We start from the raw sequence: 20,545 nt of genomic DNA, 5'->3' as shown, positions 1-20,545 counted from the left end.
CTATCCTCCCTATTCATTGGGTCATTTTTGCCGCAACAAACGCAAGGTCGCTAATATCGATTATGCCATCGCCTGTCACGTCTGCTTTCTTCGCCTGCTCCCAATCCGGGCTGCTAACATCTTTGCCGTAATGGGCTGCTACGATGGCCAAATCCCCGATCGTCACTTTCCTATCGTTCGTGAGGTCGCCAGGAATGCCAGGAATCGGAGCTATAATCGCTACGCTGTAAGCAGAAGCTGCCGCTTGCGCCTCTCCTCCTTGTGCATCGCCCAGTACGGCCTTCGACACATAGAGGGTTCCCGTCGTATTTTGTGTGAGAGCTTTGGACTTGAAAGTCAGCTCCACAACTTGCGCGTTATCGCTAACCGCATGGGCTGTGCCTTGGCTCACTATGATCATTCTCAGCTTGCCCGCTGATTGCGTAATCGGCTCCAGGATGGAGACGCCTTCAATCACGGACCTGGCAGCTACAAACTCCATCGCATTGCCATCATAATCTATGGTGACATCTTGCGCCAATGCCGCCTGCTCTAAGTTTCTCAACCCGAATGTGACTTTGAAAGACTCGCCGGACGCTACGGTACTGCCCCCTGTAAGCTCTGTCGAGAGCACCCTCGGGGAAGCCGCAATGTTAATGGTTACGGTTGCCGTGTTGGAATCAGCTATGCCGTCATTTGCCTTGAAAGTAAACGTATCTGTTCCTGATGCGCCTGGGTTCGGAGTATACCTGAACGCTCCAGTTTCCGGATTCGTAATTACTGCGCTTCCTTTTGTGCCATTGACGGCAATTGAATACGCGAGCGTATCCCCATCATAACGGCTAACCGATAAATTACCTGTATACACGGCATCTTTCACTGTGTTTACAGCTGCGCTTACTGCTGTAGGATTCTCATATAACGAGAGAGAGAAATCGTCGAGATAAGCCGCTTTTCCATCGTTGCTCGCATTCGTATTTTTCCACGAATAAATGTTGGCAGATGTATTGGCAGCGCCAGTTTTGAAAATAATTTTACCTTCTGAGTAGTCCAGTGTGTCTATGGATTTTGAAATCTGACTGCCGCCATAATTTTTGACGCCAATGCTTTGTGTATTTCCGGCATCCATTACTTTAATCCAACCTCTGGCCACATAGTAGGTATTCGGTGTCAGACCGCTTACCACTTGTTCAGCGCCTGAATTGTTACTAATAAACCTCACTGCATTGCTGCCGGAATGCACGTTGGCCGGATCGCTAACGATTGTGGCTCCCGTTCCATAGAAAGAAGTCCAGCCAGGAGGAGGCGCGGATGTGCCTTCTTCGAATCCGCCGTTTTGAAGCAGGTTCGACTGCGCAATGGCTATAGTTATTGTTCCGACATTAGAACTGAGCAAACCATCGGATGCTTGGAAAGTAAAGCTATCGTTCCCTTTCGCGCCCGGATTAGGTGTGTACACGAAGTCGCCTGTAGCACGATCTAATAGTTGAACTGTGCCTAACAATCCGTTACTCACAAGTGAGAATTGAATCTGATCCCCATCAGGGTCGCTTGCAATGAGTTTACCTGTTACTGGGCGGTCCATTTTTACACTGTATTTCGCATTCGAGATCAATGGACGATGATTAACTCCCGTTGTATCTCCCTGGTATTCAAACGCTCCAATGTCCGCGAATCCTTGATACAAGGGATTACCTGCATAATCTTTGCCGCCGTTATTGTTCACCGATAACCCTGCGTTAATGGCCGGCGAATCCGGTTGAAGTTCGTAAGCGTTTGCTGTTGTCCACCCTGATGCTGCGCCGCCTGGATTCACAAACTTTGGTTCAGCTGTCACTTTATTGGCATCGCTAGGCTCATTTGCAGAATGGACGCCTCCCGCCTCAAAGAACACATTATTGCTGAATAAAGCATTGCTCCAACTGTTGTTTAGCCAATTTGTAGGTGTTGCCGTGCTTGTGTTATAGAAAATATTGTTATAAAAGCTATAACCGCGCTTCACTGTGTTGCCTGAACCCATAATTTGGCTTTTACTGCCATCATAATAAAATACGTTGTTATAAATGGAACCTGTTGTCTTCTCATCAGATGAAAAATGCCTGAAAATAATGCCGTCATTCTGGCTGATGTTATATCGCAATACATCGTTCTCATTCGTACCCATGAGGAGCATAAAGCCCATTGGATTGTCATGACTGTAGTTGTATTGGTACACCGTATTGATTAGGTACATGTCGAAGTCAAAGGCGCACCCGTCCTGGTTGTAAGCTGGACCTCCCGTAACCTCGTTATACTGAATGAGCGTGTTCTTGGCGACTGCCAGCCAAATTCCTGCGATGGCGTTGCTGCCCGCCACTCGCGTGCCGAATTTATTTAAATAGTTATATTCAAGTACAGCCCCATCGGTATCACGCAAAATAATGCCGTCTCCACCCACATCTTCCATCGTGTTGTGAGCAAGGTAAAATCCTGTGTTCCAATTGCCATATTTAAATGTAGCCGTTGTAGAGAATGAATCATCGCCTACATAGTTCGTATGGGCTGCGACGCGAATAGCCACTCGATCGACTTTGCGAATCGAATTATTTTCAATTTTTACATCATTGAATCTGGCTAATGTCGCCTGGCTCGTTGGAGCCGTTCCTTTCACAACACCGATAATGCCGCCGTTTTCTTTGGGTCCCGCGTTGTTATTACCGTCAATGTCGTGTACATAACAGTTTCGGATATAAATGTGATTGTATACCCGATCGCTTTCATTGGCATCGATGGTAAAGAAGATGCCCGCTCTAAGCGCAGCAGAATCGTTATTCTCGACTAATAAATTGTCATCATTCGTGACTTCCAGATTGTTGAGCTCCCAGTATTCCTGATTTTTCAGAAAAACAGCCCCTGTATTGTAAGTCGTTGTAGAATTGTAAATCGTCTGATCGAAATTATTCCCCTGCCCGTTGATTAGCGGCCTGCTGCCTATGCCGTATTGGTCAATGATAATCGGGTTGCCTTCTGCTCCTGAACCTTTCGGCCATAATTGACCGTCCCATGAATCGCCTGCATGAAGCAAAATCTTATCGCCGGGAATAAACGTCGTGCTGCTGACTTTATTCAATGTTTTCCATGGTGCAGCTGCGCTTAATCCATCATTCGCGTCATCGCCTGAAGAGGAGCTGACATAGAAGGTATGGCTTCCTTGACCAGAAATGTGGATAGTCGTTTGACCGACGACACCGCTGCCGTCTTGCGCCGTTGCTTTTACGGTCACAGAACCGTTTTCAAGGGCTATCAGCAGACCCGTGCTGCTAATTGAAGCACTTCCTGTCCCATTTTCTACCGTCCAGGCTACATTGGTGGTTGGCGCTCCGCCGGGCTCAGCGGTCGCTCCCATTTGAAGCTGACCCGAACGCGAAGTTATCGCTGCTGATCCGCCCGCACCAGTCACAGTTAGAGAGGTCATCTTGACATCGAATGTCAGCTGCAACGTATTACTCTTCACGCCGTTTGGATCATTCGATGTGGCTTGAATTTGCACTGTGCCCGCTTTAACTGGCGTAAGAACGCCTGTGCTCGAAATCGTCGCTACATCCGCCCCTTGCACAACATCCCACGTAACGGATGGATCTGCCGTGTCAACCGGTATGACCGAAGCGCTAAGCGGTACAGGATCAAGGGTCGTAAAACTTGTAGCGCCCGCTGGCGCTTGAATCGTGATGCCTGTTGCTTTAATCGTTTGTCCAGTAATCGTGATTAAAGCGCTATTGGATATTTCCGGCTTAACCGTGGAAGTAGCAGTTACTTTGACAGTACCATTCCCCTTTGCAGATAATAATCCTGTTGCCGAAATGTCCGCGTTGTCCGTTGGCGAACCGTCTGCATTTTCCACTTTCCACGCCACCATAGGAGGTGCGCCGGCAGGATTTACGGCCGCTGTCATTTGCAGTGTACCTGCATCGGCTGTAATGGCTGCTGATCCGCTTTCACCAGATACAGTTAATCCTTGCAAATCAACCGTCGTAACGGGAATTGATAGTGTTGTCGAGAGACTCGTTCTTAGCTGTGTAGTTTTAATATCGTCGTAATAAGTAACCGCATTATTGGGTAACCAGTTGCCGAGCAGAGCGACGTATTGGTATTTCGTTTCCGCCGTTGTCGTGCCAACCAATGTTCCGTCGATGTACATTTTGGCATCTGTGCCCGAAGTCAGATCCCATTTGAACTCATGCCAGGCTGGCGTTGTACCCCGTTTGACGGGTGAAGCCGAAAACGTAGAAGTCATCAGTCTCGTTATGAAATTCGTCCCCGATCCCGTGCTGCCATCCCAATGTTCCCCCAGTAGCAGGCCAGCCGATACATTTACGGCTCCAGATGTGGTTTTGGTTCCTACATAGATATTGTTTCTAGACTGGTCTGATGGAGATGCAGCCCCGGCTGACCCATTATAGAACCAAGCTGTAACAACACCGTTCAGGGCCGTGCCCATATCAATTCTTACGGTATTCGTCGTTGGTCCAGATCGATTAGCGCTATACGTGCCGCTATGTGCTGGAACGCCAGCCCCAGTTTTGGCCACTACCGATGTCGATGTCGTTGTTGTGGCACTCGGGTCGTGGGTAAAGCTGCCGATATTCCCGTTCTCAAAGCCTTCAAAATATTTCACATCCAAATACTTGATATCGGCTTTTACATCGACAGGCACATTACCCGCAGAGCCATCGTACGTCAAAATGCCTGTTGCGTCATCGATCGTTACACCTTCAACAGTTGAAGTAAAATGAACGCTGCTGAGCTCGGGATCTGTCGAATTGGAGGCGGTAGTCCTCTTCAGCTCTACCTCCGTTCCATTGCTCATATGCGCCATTACCTTCAGCTGCACTTGCTCGCCAAGGGTCGAGATCTGCGATTTATCAGCTGCCACATAGGTACTTATTACCGAGGGTATGGCCGATGGCGATGGGATGACTGCCGCATGGGCTGTATGACTGCTGCTTCCGAAAGGGAAATTAACCACATTTGCAGCCAAAAGGGAAACAACACCGAAAGACACAGTGCGTTTAAACGTTTTAAGAAATTGCATGGTTCACGGCTCCTTTGTTATATCGCCCTATCGTTTTGGTAAAACCTAAGAGGAGACCCTTGAACGAATCGTTTAAGGGTCTCTTTTTCTCTGCCTACTCCATCATTTTCGAAGCAATAAAGGCCAGATCTATGATGTCAATTTGTCCGTCATTGTTGGTATCGAAGTGTTTAATGCTCGCCCAATCTGAACTTGCAGTATTTTTACCGTAATTTGCAGCCATCATGCCCAGATCTCCAATCGATACTTTCCCGTCATGGTTCAAATCGCCAGGAGTTCCGACAGGAACCGGTGTTACTATTACGCTAATGGATGAATTTAATGCTTTGAACTCATTACCTTGATTATCCCCAAGCATTGTATCCGTTACTGCGATTGTCGTCGTAGTCACTGCACCGGTCAGCTTGGAATGAAACATAAGCTTAATCAACTGAGCATCGCCCGTTATCGCGTGACCCGCCCCATAACTAGCGGCAATCAAGCGAAGTGCTCCTGGGACATCTTTAACCGTTTTCACGATGCTGAGGTTCGGCATCAGCGCTTCTGCTGAAATGAATTCCAACCTGTTTGGATCGTAGGTCAGCGAAATGTCCTCCGCGTACACCTGCTGGGTTATACTGTTCAAACCAAAAGTAATCTCCAGCGGCTGTCCGCCCTGTACGCTATTGACTCCTGTTAACGTGGTATACGAGCCTTGTGGAGAAACAGCATTCACGACAACGGCAGCAGTTGCTTGCTTCCCGCCATACGTTGCCGTTAAGACTGTCTCGCCTTGGGTTACTCCTGTCAATATTCCATTAGCTACCGTAGCAAGGTGTGTATTCCCTGACTCCAGTAAAGATGCCGTGGTCACATCCTGAACGGTTCCGTCTGAATATTGAGCCGTCACCTTCACTGGTGTGAATTGCCCTTGATTCACTACATAGCTTGCTGCGTCAAACGAAACGGTTTGCAAGAAAGGAGCTTCAACCGTTTTATACACGTTCAGTTCGGACGCAGAAGCAAAATTGCCTACCCCTGCTGTAGCTTCAAGCTTGATGAAAGCCGCATTGACAGGAACAAAGTTCACTTCTTTTACCGCTTTATTTTGCTGCCATACTCCGTTCGCCACTTTCGTGTACTGGACTCCATCTTCACTTACGTATACATTGTAAGCTGTAATTGTTCCGTTACCGGCATCTTGGCGAGGCGTGTAATCCAGCTTGCTGATGTTATAAGTTCCGCCCAAATTCAAGATAATCGATTGCGGCAGGGGATCAACGTTGAACCATTTGATGTGCCACCATGTGTCCAGATCTCCGTCTAGCACATTATCCGCCTCATTCCCGGCTTGGATACTTGCAGCTGACGCCGTCATTTGTGATTGCGGTATCTGTACTAACCCACTCTGTCCGGTTACCGTAACGTCCACAGTTGCCTTGAATCCGCCCTCTGCTGTAGTCGCTGTAATGGTAGCCGTTCCCGCTGCTTTTGGTATTACGAGGCCATTGTCATCCACCATGGCGATCGCCGGGTTGCTCGTACTCCATGTCACCGAAGTGTTCGCCGCGTTCAACGGCATTACCGTCGCTTCCAGCGCAATCGGCGCATCGAACACATTCAGCGCAATCGTTGAACGATCCAGCGTTACGCCAGTCACGGGAGCTGTCCCGATGATCGGCAATCCGATCAACTTCACTTCCCGGATGCTAGCCTTTGCAGCGGCGTCAGGCAAGCCGGTTATTGTAATTCTCACATAACGCCCTTGGCTGCCGAATGTATCTTTCAACACTTGGCCGGCTTCGGTATTGTTCATGCGGTTCAATACTTGAACCCAGTTGGTGCTTCCCGCTTCACGGACTTCCAGCTTGTATTTGTACACTTGGTCGCTTTGTCCGAATGAAATTTCGAGTCCCTGAACCGCGTACATTTTACCCAAATCAGCAGACCAAACGTGACCTGTGTTGGTATCATTGGCCGTCCAGATCGTATCCATATTGCCGTCGTTGGCATTGCTTGCTGCGGATGCCGCCTCAACGCTGTCTGCCGCCGCAGGCTTGCCTTTAAGAATATCGCCTAAAGTCGGCGGAGCTTGAGGAGTTTCATATACATCGATTTCAGAAGCGGAAACAAAGCCTCCTACTGCCGCTGTTGCCTCCAGCTTCACGTACCGTGCGTCGACAGCCGCAATTTGCACATATTTCTTCACATTGTTTCGTACCCAAGTCCCGTCACTGATTTTCGTATAATTCGTTCCGTCGGTACTTACATACAAATTAAATGCTGTAATGGTGCCATTGCCAGCATCCGTACGCGGTGCGTATCGGAATTGGCTAATGTTTCTTACTTTGCCTAGATCAATAATGATCGATTGCGGCAGCTTATCAGAACCGTCCCATTTGGTATGCCAAACAGAGTTGGGATCGCCATCAATGGCTTTTGAAGCTTCACTGCCTGACTGGAAGCTTAATGCCGATGCTTTCATCTGATTTTTTGGTATCGCCAGCGGTACAAGCACCGAGCCGTCACGGTATACGTTTAGTTCAGCGGCAGCTGCCAGACCGTTCACGCCGGCTGTTGCTTCCAATTTTACATACTGCGCTTCCACGGTAGCGAACGTCACTGTTTTTTCCAGCTTATCCGCACTCCATGTGCCCGTGGCTACCTTCGTGAAATTGGTTCCATCAGTGCTCGTGTAGACGTTATAAGCTGTAATAATGCCGTCCGTACCCAAGTATTGCCTTGGTAAATACTTCAATTTATTCACAGCATACTTCGTGCCGAGATTCAGTGTAATCGATTGTGGCAGTGGCGCACTGCCATCCAGCTTGGTGCTCCAGATCGTCTCCAAACTGCCATCCAGTGCATTCGCAACAGGCGCAGTTGTATCAGCACTAGAAGCCGTTGCCACGATGTCAGCTTGCACGATTTTGGTCGGATCATTATCCGGTTCTGGCAAAGTAATAACCGTCGCATCTGAAAGAGGCGTCGTATCTGCCTCATAACCAGTTACGATTAACTCGAATCCTTGATCGGTTGGCATATCCGGAGTTTTGATGTAGAGGATGCCGCCTTTATCAGCAGCATCGAAATACCAACCGCTGGCCGAGGATGCCCACTCCGTTTTAGTCGCTACTTCCGTGTAAGCGGTACCACCAATAGTCACACCTGCTGGTTTCGCATGCATATGAATTTGGAATTGATTTGTACGTGCTGCCAATTTCCCGTTGTAATCCCCAACGCTCGCATCTACTTGCACCTTCAGATCCCCTGTTCCTGTTTCAGGCGCAATTGAGGTAATGATGGTTTTGGCGAACTTGCCAGAACGATGTTCTCTCGTCACACCGTCATCTTCGTACATCGTGAAACTGGAAGTTTTGTATGGATAGATGTCGTATGTAATCGGATTAGGCGGCAGTTGACCGTCATATAACGATTCCGGGTACATAGGGATAATGGCACCCGCTTTGACGAGAAGCGGCAGTACGTTCAATGGCGCATTGTACTCATCAAGCATCTTGGACCCATAATGTTCTGTACCTGTCCAATAATCGATCCATTTACCTTTCGGAAGGTAGATCCCATTTCTGACTGAGGCATCCTTGTAAACCGGCGCAACCAAGAACGATTCCCCTGACATGAATTGATACTGTGTCAATGTGCTCTTCGTATTGGGATCATTCGGAAATTCGTAAACCATCCCTCTCGTGAATGGTGCTCCCGACTCATATGCCTCGTTCAAATAGGTGTAGAAGTAAGGAGTTAAGCGCTGTCTGAGTTTCAGAATATCACGATTATAGCTTGTGTACGGTTCTCCATACCGCCAAGGCTGTTTATCAACGGAAGCCCAGCCGGACATACTCATTAAGATCGGCGTAAAGGCTTTCCATTGCAAATCGCGTACGTATGTCTTTGCGCTCCCGCCAAAAATCCCGTCTACATCGCCCGTTGCATAGGGCATACCTGATAGTCCGGCACCAATCATGGATGGGATATGGAAACGAATATATTCCCAGTTCCCTGATTGATCGCCCGACCAAACGGTCGAGTACCGCTGTGTTCCCGCCCAGCCGCCAACTGACCAAACAAATCCGCGGGAGTTCGAGTTGTTCTCAACACCTTGGTGTGCCTGCTTCGTTGCATCTAGCGCAAAGTCATACCCAGGTCCAACCCAAGCAACGTCCAGTTTATTCAAACGAGTACCGGCTACGCCTACTTCTGTCGCGATATTAGCGAGACCGTTTTGTGTCCACAATCCGGTGTAAAACCCTAAATCATGAAGCTGTGCCACCGTGCCCGGAAGCTGTACATATCCGCAGCCATATCCGTCGTTCGGCAGCAGCCAACCACCCGGCATGTCATTGTCACGGAAGCCTTGCGCCACTTTCAACACATCCGGTGTCGTCAGCTTATTAGGTTTATTAGCGCCAGTGTTGCTAGTGTTGTAACAATCCGCATCCCCCATACTCATTCCCCATCTTGGAATCAGCGTAGGTTTGCCGGTTAAATCCGTATAACCGTTCAAAATATCTTTCATTGTCTCTCCATAGAAATAGTACGCATCAAAGCGATTTTCATTATGTGTCAGCTGTGCAGGGCTGCCGAAATCATAGGTTCCGTCTTGGAATGTATTGCGAAGTACACCATAGCCAGCCGTGCTGAGGTAAAACGGAGATGGATTAGACACCGTGCCGCTTCCCCAGTCGCCGAAGTTTTTGGCGATCTTAATCGTCTTATCGCGGTGAGAGAAGAATCCGTTCTGCATCCCTCCGCCGTAATAATACTCATCCACTCCTCTTGTAAGCTTCTGCGTTGTCGAGGATGAGCTGTAGCTTAACGGAGACTCTTCTTGCCATACGACCGTAGCATTATCGCTCTTATACATCGCGAATTTGAGCGGGCTTTTATAGGCGCGCAGAACAAACTTGCCGGTAGCGATTTTGTAGTAGTCGCCCTCGTCCGACCAATCTGTCGTGACCGGACCGAAGTCATCCTTAATCACGATCGGTTCTTTCGGTGTCGCTGTGCTCTTGCCGGCGAGCGTTTGGAAGTTCCCGCCTACCCCAAGCCAAATACGAACCATATCATTCCGGTTAAAAATCACTTTTACTTGATCCGATCCGGATGTGATCGTAAACGTGTTATCATCCGTTTTCTCAAAATTCGTGATGTCGCCAACCGATGCTGCATAAGTCGTTGTGCCGGCAATGAATAGCATCGCTATCATAACCATGAGGCCGCCAACAAAAGCAATGGCATTTTTAAGCGTTCTCACTTTCTACACGCTCCTCTTTCATTTTTTTACATCGTATGATCCATCTATTGAGGACCTTCTACCCTTTTAATGCCCCAGCCGTCATCCCTCCTGTAATCTGTCTTTGAAAAACACTATAAAACACAACCGTCGGACCCATCGAAATGAGAAGAGCCGCGAAGAGAGGTCCCCATTCTGTTCGGTACTGCATTTCCCCTTGCATGACTGCAATGGCAACCGGTATCGTATATTTGCTTGGATCATTAATAAGCACTAACGCAAAAACATATTCATTCCAAATATTAAGCACGGTAATAATAGCTACGGACATCAAGCCTGGCTTAGCCAGCGGAAGCATGATACGGAAAAAAACGCCATAATGGGAAGCGCCGTCGATCGCAGCGGATTCTTCGAGTTCACTTGGCAGTGATTTGAAAAAGCTTACTAAAACAAATACGGCAAAAGGCACAGCCGTTACCATATAAACTAGCATGAGACCAAATAAATTGTTCGTTAGATGAAGATCATTCAGCAAGAAGAATAACGGAATAATGCCAAGGAAAGTTGGAATCATCATATAGGAGAGATAAGAATAATAAAGCAGTCCATTTCCACGGAATGTAAATCTGGCTATCACATAGGCTGTCGTAGCGGATAAGAGGACACCAAATATCGTGCTTGTCAGCGTTACAACAAGTGAGTTCACGAAGTTGTGGCCAAAGTTATATTTGTCCCAAACAAATGAGAAATTGGACCAAAGCAGCGGAAGTTTGGGCAGGCTCCACGGTTTGCCTAAGAAGAACTGCTGATTATCCTTCAAGGAGCTGAAAATCGTCCATAGCAATGGATACAGGACACATAAGGACCAAGCGATTAGACTTAGCTTGAAAAACCACCGAAAGACAGGACTCACTACACGTTGATTCATAAGAAAACTCCTCTACGTTAATTCAATGGTCTCCCTCTTCATTAGCCTTTGAAGACCTGCTGTAGTAATTAAAGAGAGCACCAGAATGAGGACGCCAATCGCTGACGCATAACTGAATTTGCCGAACTTGAATGCGTTCAAATACAGATAGGAACCCATAACCTGTGTGGCATTATCCACACCGCCTTCGAAAGTCATAATCGTGACGATAACGAAAGATCCATTGAGTGTCGTCATGACAATCCAGAGCACAGATGTCTTGATTTGCTCCCATGACAGGGGCAGGGTAATCAACCAAAATTGATGCCACTGCGACGCGCCGTCAATCTCTGCCGATTCAAATAACGATGATGGAATACTCAGAATGCCGGCGATTAGCAAGATGATCGTAAAACCGATACCTGCCCAAATGGATGGCGGCAAAAGTGCAAATATCGACCATTTATCACCTAACCAAGCGAAACTATACGGTTTATCCGTAAATAAAGAGATAAAGGAATTTAAGAATCCGAGGTTCGGATTATACACATATCGCCACAGAACTCCGACGACTACAACCGAGAGCACATTAGGGATAAAGAAGATAATGCGGTAAAAACCTGAACCCCTGATTTTAAAGCGAGTTAGCGCAACGGCAAAAAACATGGACATAATCATGAATCCAATTACCTTACCGATAAGTAAAATGTAGTCATTTCGAACTGTCTTCAAGATGACATTGTCCTGCATCATGTCCTTGAAGTTTCCAAACCCAATAAAGTTATAGGTCTCGGAACCGCCAGACCAATCAAATAAACTCAAATAGATTCCCTTGAACAACGGGTATACGGTAAACACGAGATAAAGAAGCAAAGTTGGGAGAGTGAAGGTGAGAATGAAGATATTACGCTTGATCTTCGCAGTACCGGTTTTAACACTTAGTCTCTGATCGCTCATGCCAGTTGCGACGTTCTTACTCACTTTCATACTTTCCTCCAATCTAAATTTCTGAATGATAATAAGGGAGGCTGCCGAGTTCCCTTATTATCATTCAAATCCTTATCGCTGCTTATTTCTTTTCTTTGGAACGAATCTTCTCCGTTGCTTCTTCCATGCGGTCAGCCCACTGCTGTGGTGTAATTTCACCTTTAGTAAGCGCTAGCGTCGCATTATTTCTTGCTGTGACCAGCTCCTCAGGGATAACGACTTCAGGAGCAACGACTGTATTCGGTGAGTTATAGAACTTAGCTGCTTCCTTCGTCAGAGCCGGTGCATTCGTCCCTTCCAGATCTGCTTTGATGTTCGAAGGAGCCTTGGAAAGCTCCGCCCATGCCTTGCTCTGTTTTTCTGTGAAAATAAATTGCATGAATGCTTTGGCCGCTTCAGGATTCTTAGCTTTCTTAGCGATGGCTACAGTAGATGTGTATGGGTTTGCAACGAACTTTCCGCCTTTGTCTTGGCCGATGGAAGGTAAAAAACCAAATTCAAAGCCTGCTGGAATATCCTTCGCCATCTCGCTTTCAACCCAGATCCCCGTCGGAATGAATGCGGCTTTGTGCTGCAGCCATTGAGATTGAGAGTCCGTGTGATTAAGTGCAGGTGACCCTTTATCGATGAGCCCCTTATCTCTCATTTCCACAATCTTTGCAAGCGATTTCATAACGGGCTCACTTTTCCAAACCCCTTTTTCCAAGGCGTTAATTTTCTTGAAGATGGAGGTGTCATAGTTATTCATAGCAATAATTGTCGGGTCTAACAAACCACCGTTGATATAATACGGATAAACACCCGTATGGATATAATCGCTCATTTTTCCGTCAGCCTTAATTTTTTCGCCTAAAGCCATGAAGCTTTCGAAATCAGCAGGTGCTTCCCACCCTTTACTTTTGAATAGGGCTTTATCATAGAATGTTCCCCAAGATCCGAAAACGAGCGGAACCGCGTAAGCTTTGCCTGGTTTGTACTCTTCCGGTTGCGCAATCAGGAGATCCAGTATCCTCTTCCCATCTGCATTCTTAGCCTCCTTCAACCAGTCTGTGATATCCATCAGTTGATCGTCCGTAACCATTTGCCTTGTATTAGAGCCGGCCCCGTCAATATAAACAAAATCAGGCGGGTTACCTTGAATCCAGCGAGGCTTCATTTGATCATTAATTTTAGGACCGGCCGATTCTTTGATCTTCAAGTCCGGGTTTAGCTTTTGGAAATCGCCAATGGCTTGTTTCCACCACGCATCGCCATAGCCGCCGACAAAGTACTGAATTTCAAAGTCACCTTTTAGCGTTGTCCCCTCCGGTTTTGTACTGGCAGCTGGTTTAGCGCTTTCCACTGGTTTGATGCTTTCTGCCGGCGCTGCTGTTCCGTTCGTCCTGCTTGCCGTATTGCTGCCGCATCCCGTTAGTGTGAGAAACACTGTTGATAACATCATACCCATGGCCATTGCTTTTCTAGATTTCCTCATGATCATGACCTCCCTGAAATAGTGCGGAGCATACTCGTGTAGAAGCTGCCGCCAGATCATATTGCTAATCGTTTGCACTCCTTTATCTTATTGAATTTCACACTATACAACCATTGAATTTAGTACTGAAAACAGTTAAAAAAATACTGTCTTTATCGCGCTTCGGTCATCGCAAAACAAAGACCAGGAAACATTTCCTGGCCTTTGCCCTAGCTATGATTAGTGATTAGTGACTTTTATCAATGGCGATCTGCTGCAGCCGATCAAGCGCCTGCTTCGGAGTCATTTGGCCAAGCAACACAGTCTGCCCCATATTCCTGGTTGCGTTAAGAACCGCTGACCAGGCAGGATGGTTGATCGGATAAAACCTTGCACCTTTGATCGACTCCAGATTTTGTTGCATGGAGATATCGGTTGCCGCTAATTTATCGCCTACCGTGCGAATGGTCGGAAGGAACCCTTCCTTCATGACAAACTCTCCATAACGAGCATCCTCATAGATAAAATCAAGGAATTTAGACAATGCCGCCTTGTTGGTATGATCGGTCTTAAATGATATCCATACATCCTGTACACCTAGTATAAGTGGCGTCTGTCCCTCTTTTACCGGGATGGGTCCTTTCGCCCATTTTAATCCAGGGTATTCATGCGGGACGACAGCTTCAAAATAGTTGCCTGAAATAAGCATACCTAATTTGCCATTACCGAGAATGCGTTGCTTTTCATCACGTGTGGTAATTGCTGGCTCCGGGTCCGTCAAACCTTTCTCATAGAGCTCCTTTAGAAACGTGATGCCTTCTACATTTTCGGGAGAATTAATAGCCCAATCCCCATTCTTCATCCACCCTCCCCCAGCGCCATAGAAAAAGTAAGAGAGATATGCCCATATCTCATTATCTGTCAAATCGACCCCAAAACCGTCAACTTGTTTAGTTTCCTTGATGATACGGGCAACTTGCTCCAGTTCACGCCATGTTTTAGGCGGTTCTGTAAGGCCTGCTTCATTGAAAATATCTTTGTTATAATACAGTTCTCTGATCGTTGTGGCATAAGGAGCCGTATATTGAATCCCTTGCATTTTAGTGCTATCTATGAGAAAAGGGTAAAACTTCTTCTGCAATTCGGGCGAAAGAATGTCTTGCATACTGTTCAACAAACCATCTTTTGCAAAATGTGCATAAATATTCGTAAGAAGCAAATCCGGGGGCTGATTGCGGCTAATCATCGTATTGTAAGCGCTATCCAAAATATCCCAGTTGATAACTTGCAACTCGACCTTAATGTGCGGGTATTTGTTCTCAAATTCTTTGACCAGATTTTCAAAAAAGGGTCTTGTAGACGAGCTATATTCAGGAGCAACAAAGGTAATTAGCGCGTTCGCGTCATCGACACCCGAAGCCGGCTGAGGCGCGTCCTTCCACGTGCATCCAGCAAGAAGTATGAGATGAAGGACTGTAACTGAAGCTATCATTTTAAGTTTATGTAATTTTCTCATTGGAGACCCCCTTTCGCCCAAGCGCTACTTCTCTACCAATGGAAAAAGCAATTCTTGATTTTCTTGGGTATACATGTTTTCTTTGGTAATAACAACGGCGTCAATATCAACCTTGGGCTTCACTTTAATTCCGTTCAGAGCCTGTACGGTCGTTTCAATAGCCAGATACCCTAAGTTAAAAGGCTTTTGTACAATCGTCGCGTGTAGTAATCCTTCTTCTAATAGTTTAATTTCGTAAATGGAACTATCGAACCCCACTATTTTAATTTTATCTCGCCACTTTTTTTCTTTCACCAGTCTAGCAGCCCCTAGAGCCGCCGTTTCATTTAGCCCTGCAATGCCCTGGATATCCGGGTATGCTTCTAGCAGATTTTTCACCCGATCATAGGCGCCATCCTCGGTCCCGTCGAACTCGTAATTTCCTGCATATTCAACTCCGGGAAATTTAGCAATTGCATCTTTAAATCCTTCATTGCGTTCCTGTTCGGCTAAAGATCCGTTACCGCTCAGCGACATAACTTTCATTAAATTGCCGTTCTGCCCTCCAGCAAGTAATAATCCGGCTTTTCTCCCCGCTTCGATATTATTGGTGGCGATTAGACTTAACGCATCTGTGCCGTGAATAGGTGAGTCCATCAAGATAAGCTTGACGCCAGACTCCTTTATTTTCCGGGCAACCCCCGCGATTTTGTTGTAATCGGTTGCAGCAATGACGATAGCATCAGGCTTGTTCATCAGAGCTTCCTCCAAATACCGGATTTGTCCAGCTGTATCCGTTTCCGAAATCGGGCCTGAGACGTCCACGTTGACGGCATATTCCTTTGCAGCCGCCTTCACGCCTGCACTAACCATTTGCCAATAATCGGAGCGACTATTGTTCGTTTTCAGAACGACAGCAATTTCAAACTTCCTTTGATTTGTAATATGCAGCATCTCTACACTGAATACCACGAAAAATCCACAAAAAATAACCAGAAAAACGGCTAAAAACACTGGCTTTTTAAGAGCCATCTATAACTCCTTTCTGAACATATTTTGGCAATACAATCGTAACTTCAGTGCCTTCCCATTTCTCACTTTGAAAACGAAGGCCAAACGCATTGCCCAGCAGTTGGATCCGCTCATTTACATTACTTACTCCAATCCCTCTCTTAATCCCATCCTTCGCCTTTAAAATCTGATTCAGTTTATCCGGTTCCATGCCTACACCATCATCCGCCACAACAAAGACAATCGTGTCTCCATCTTCTTTACCTGAGATCTTTACCAGACCTGTTTCCAATTTGTTTTTTATACCATGGTAAATGGCATTTTCTACAATAGGCTGCAAAATGATCTTAGGAATATGAACGTCAAGGATTCGAGGATCAACATCGATTTGGAAATCCAGCTTATCCTTATATCTCAATCTTTGAATCAATAAATAATTTGTAATATGTTCAATTTCTACTCGGACAGGAACCGTTTCATTATTTTTATTAATGATCGAGCGAAACAGCTTGGCTAACGAAGAAGTCATGAGAACCACCTCATCGTACTTTTTACGTTCTGCCATCCAAATAATTGAATCCAATGTATTATACAAGAAATGGGGATTAATCTGCGCTTCAAGCAGCTTCATTTCACTCTTTCGTTTACTTTCTTCGTTCTGAATGATTTGATGCATCAACTCTTTGATTCGACTAACCATGACATTGAACGTTTGGCCTAATTGCCCAATCTCATTGTCGCTTCGAAATTCGGATTGGATGCTAAAATCTCCTTTTTCAACTTGCTTCATGTTGCTTTGGAGCATCTTGATGGGGCGTGAAAGATAGCGGGAGAGGAAGAAAGAGAGGTACAGCGCGATAACTAAAGCTAGAATTGTCCATAAGAAGTAGGATAAATTGATTTTGTGCTGGTTGGCGATCAACTCACTTGCGTAAGCAACACCGACTATTTTCCAGCCAAAGTGCGTTTCCTGTATCGTATAGATCCGTTTTTTATTCCCTTCACCCGTCATGAAGCTGCCGCTGCCGGATTGCCTGACTTCGTCAACCATTTCCTCCTTGAGATTGCTGTTAATCAGCTTCTGCTGCGGATGATACACGATATTACCATCATGATCGACAATGAACACATATCCTCTTTTGCCCAAATTGATATGATTACAAATTTCATTGATCACATTCAAATTTAGATCAACCAACAAAATACCTTCGCCTGTAATGCCGTCCGCACTCTTCAGTTCCCGGCTTAAGGAAACAACCCAGCGGTACTCATTTTGAATAATATTTTGGACATGCGGAGCCGAAATCACCGATTTACCGCCCTCCGTCTTTGCACGTCGATACCAAGACTGTTCCTCGATGTTAGCGTTTACATTCAAGCTTGTAATTCTTCGATCGGATACAAAGCGGTCGTTATAACCAAAAACCATGATCGATGCGATATCTTTGCGGGTAATTAATATTGATTGAAATAAATCAGATATTCTTTTCTCATAAGGCCTGCGTTCTTCATCGCTAATAAAGCTCGTCTCCGTAATGTAATATTTCACATCTTTATTCGTCGAGGCAAGTACAGAGATATCTTCCATATTGGTTATGTAGGATTGAATATTAATATTGACTTGTTGAATAATCTCCGATATGTAGTGCTGGGAATTCATTTCTACCGCGTCAGCAGACAGTCGATAGGAAATAAAACTCGTGATGACAATTAAAAATAAAATTAAGCAAGAAAAGACGACAGAAATACTGGATTGGATGCTTTTGAATTTAAAAAGAAACAATCCCACATCCCGTTCCTTCCTCATTTGGCCCTCTCCCTCGGCAGTTTATCCCGGAACTCAGTAGGTGTTGCTCCTGTATGCTTTTTAAATAGCACGCTGAAGTATTGAGGATCGCTGTAACCTACTTTTAATGCCACTTCATAAGATTTTAGAGAGGTTTGTTGAAGCAAATTCTTGGCGCTTTCAATTCGAACCCTTGTGACAAATTCCATAATGGAATATTCCTTATGCTGCTTAAATACTGTACTGAAATAACTTTTGCTTAAATGCACATAGCGGCAAATCTCATCGACCGTCAGATTCTCATTCGCATAATGGTTCTCAATGTATTCGACTACTTTCAGCACCTGCATTTTGGATTGATCTTTTCTTTGCTCTGCAATATAGGAGATGGCTTCATTACAAATCGTGTTGAGCCAAGCTTCAATATCATCCAATGTTTTGAAGCGGTTCATATCTTGGAGAACGATATCATGCCCTTTGAAATGAACGAAGTCAGCCCCCGCTAATTCGTGAATCGTATTAACAATAGCAATAATAATGGATTGGATTTGTAAATAACAGCCGCCGATTGGCATTAAGGATGCCTTCAAGCCTCTGATTAATTGCTCAATGAGTGTTTGAGCCTCTGTGGTCGTCCCCGTTTTGACCAGGGTAACGAACTTGCGGTTCCATTCGACATCAATGAGCTGCAATGGCTTCTTTGCGCCTTCCATATCCAGAATGCTTATGACTCTATTCTTACCAAGCAAAAAGCGATAATCCAATGCGGAGAGTGCACATTTATAAGAATGCGGGAGTTCATTGAATGTTCGACATAGCGTCCCCACACCAACAGTAACTGTTGATTTCAAATATTTGTCCACACAGAAGCGGATCACCTCTGAGAAGTTAAGCGCTGTTTCATAGGTCTCTCCTTCCGCTCCGCAAGCAAAGACAACGATGATCCGATCTTCTCTCGTACGAAAGACAATCGCGTCTTTTCCCTCCATCACCTCTTGAACAATATTATAGGCAGCGGACCGGAACAGCTCGGGGTCGTTCTGCCATTTCGCTTTTTTCAGCTCGTCTAGCTCGTCAATTTCAATGGCTGCCACTAGATAAGGAGGAGGCATTAGTGGTATACCGAAATATTCAAACCTGGCGTGAATGGGAACGTCTCTTAATGTACCGTTGATTAACTGTTCAAGAAAGCGTTCTCTTAGTAAGGGTAAGCTTTGATGGAGCTGCATCTTGAGCTGAGAAAGATTTTCTCGATTCTCCGCTTCCTGATCCAACTCCTCTTTCACTTTATCAAGCAGACTGCGAAGCTCGTTCGCCGTAATCGGTTTTACAATGAAATCATGTACTTTCAGACGAAGCGCTTTCTGCGCATAGTCAAAATCATCATGACCAGTAAGGATAATGACCTTTATATAAGGATATTTGAAATGAATCTGTCTAGTCAGCTCGATACCATCTACGAATGGCATGCAAATATCAGACAACACAAGATCTGGCCTTTGTTCCGCTATGCCTTCCAAGGCTTCACTGCCATTCCGATAACAACCAATGCACTCAAATCCGTGCTTCTCCCATTCAATGATTTCTTTTATGCCTTCCCTAACTTCAATTTCGTCATCCACGATTACGATTTTATACAGAACGTTCACCTCCATTGCTTGTAACTTTCATTTTCAATGGTTCGTTTCGCCAAAAACGTTCATTTCCTATTATTATATAAGCTTTTACATGCATCGTGAAGGAGTCTAATTTGTATGGTTTTGTCGATTTCCATCATATATTCTCTAGTTCGGGATCAAAACAGATAACAATCTTATCAACTCATGCCGGTCTAAAACCTCGTCCATGAAATTTTTCGATGCAGTAAAAAGTCGCTCCATCGGTGTCCAAGCTAATAAGATCAGGCATCACCAATAACTTTTTAGTTGTAGGTGATTTCAATCGATGCCACTAAAAAACGCATGCAATATAATTGCATGCGCATTTTATTTATAAGTCACTTTTTGTCCTTCTGGCTATCACTATGCTTGCTTTCTACTTCTTCTGCAGTGTAGGCCATTCCGCCGCTCCGAACATGATCTAGGATAACATTGACTTCTGTCGATTTTCCCGTCTTGGGATCTACTGACCTGACTGTTTCCTTTTGTTCATCCATTTTATAATAACCTCCTCTTTTTATCTTATCTCCTTGCCAACGTGACGTTATCATCAAGTTAAGAATTGTTGGAACCTTATGATTGTACTAAACTCCCTCTATGGAGAATCAGTTAGCTCTTAAATACTCTTGTTTTCTTAGATTTCGAACGTTTTTCTTCCATGAAAGACAATCAACACAAGGAACAAAGGATGACGGTATCACTTACGAATACCGGCGATTCAATTGGATCAACATAACCGTAAACGGTGACGGTCATGTAGCTATAGATCGCACTGGTTCCTATGATAGTCAACGCTATCGTATTACAGGAGTTCGCTAAGCAAGATCAAACCTTAGCCCAATTAGGCGGCTAAACTTTTTGCATGTTAAAGCTATTCTGTCCCCGGACCCATGAGGGTATCGTGATGTCGGCCGGCTGTTAACCTACGAAATACCAAAAGAGGGATGCTGCATGAATCGCGTCCC

Annotated in this window: 10 protein-coding genes; all 10 read right to left on the bottom strand. The window is 45.5% G+C overall.

The window, feature by feature from the left end:
* Positions 1-13 precede the first annotated feature (13 nt).
* The 10 genes from J2X61_RS06660 to J2X61_RS06615 all read right to left on the bottom strand — a co-directional run bounded on the left by J2X61_RS06660 (position 14) and on the right by J2X61_RS06615 (position 20,077).
* Positions 14-5,050 (bottom strand): Ig-like domain-containing protein, encoded by a 5,037-nt coding sequence (locus J2X61_RS06660; RefSeq protein ID WP_310186712.1) that lies wholly within the window; start codon positions 5,048-5,050, stop codon positions 14-16.
* 94 nt (positions 5,051-5,144) lie between these two features.
* Positions 5,145-10,304, bottom strand: a complete 5,160-nt coding sequence (locus J2X61_RS06655) for a discoidin domain-containing protein (protein WP_310186711.1) — start codon at positions 10,302-10,304, stop codon at positions 5,145-5,147.
* 58 nt (positions 10,305-10,362) lie between these two features.
* Complete coding sequence (locus J2X61_RS06650; protein WP_310186710.1) at positions 10,363-11,211, bottom strand: carbohydrate ABC transporter permease; 849 nt, start codon at positions 11,209-11,211, stop codon at positions 10,363-10,365.
* A gap of 12 nt (positions 11,212-11,223) precedes the next feature.
* Positions 11,224-12,147: a carbohydrate ABC transporter permease gene (locus J2X61_RS06645; protein ID WP_310186790.1), complete on the bottom strand. Its 924-nt coding sequence runs from the start codon at positions 12,145-12,147 to the stop codon at positions 11,224-11,226.
* A gap of 112 nt (positions 12,148-12,259) precedes the next feature.
* On the bottom strand, positions 12,260-13,651 hold the full coding sequence (locus J2X61_RS06640; RefSeq protein WP_310186708.1) for an ABC transporter substrate-binding protein: 1,392 nt from the start codon (positions 13,649-13,651) through the stop codon (positions 12,260-12,262).
* Between the two features lie 226 nt (positions 13,652-13,877).
* Positions 13,878-15,146 carry an ABC transporter substrate-binding protein gene (locus J2X61_RS06635; RefSeq protein ID WP_310186707.1) on the bottom strand — a complete coding sequence of 423 codons (1,269 nt, stop codon included), beginning with the start codon at positions 15,144-15,146 and terminating at the stop codon, positions 13,878-13,880.
* Between the two features lie 24 nt (positions 15,147-15,170).
* Positions 15,171-16,157 (bottom strand): substrate-binding domain-containing protein, encoded by a 987-nt coding sequence (locus J2X61_RS06630; protein ID WP_310186706.1) that lies wholly within the window; start codon positions 16,155-16,157, stop codon positions 15,171-15,173.
* Positions 16,147-17,943, bottom strand: a complete 1,797-nt coding sequence (locus J2X61_RS06625; protein ID WP_310186705.1) for a cache domain-containing sensor histidine kinase — start codon at positions 17,941-17,943, stop codon at positions 16,147-16,149. Before J2X61_RS06625 ends, J2X61_RS06630 begins: the two co-directional genes overlap by 11 nt.
* Positions 17,940-19,544 carry a response regulator gene (locus J2X61_RS06620; protein WP_310186704.1) on the bottom strand — a complete coding sequence of 535 codons (1,605 nt, stop codon included), beginning with the start codon at positions 19,542-19,544 and terminating at the stop codon, positions 17,940-17,942. Before J2X61_RS06620 ends, J2X61_RS06625 begins: the two co-directional genes overlap by 4 nt.
* Positions 19,545-19,918: 374 nt before the next feature.
* Positions 19,919-20,077, bottom strand: coding sequence for a hypothetical protein (locus J2X61_RS06615; protein ID WP_310186703.1), 159 nt, complete (start codon positions 20,075-20,077; stop codon positions 19,919-19,921).
* Positions 20,078-20,545: the final 468 nt, after the last annotated feature.

This window comes from Bacillus sp. 3255 (assembly GCF_031456485.1).
In the GTDB taxonomy this organism is placed as follows: domain Bacteria; phylum Bacillota; class Bacilli; order Paenibacillales; family NBRC-103111; genus Paenibacillus_E.
Note: the sequence above shows the minus strand (reverse complement) of the source record. Positions and strands in the feature narration are given on the sequence as shown.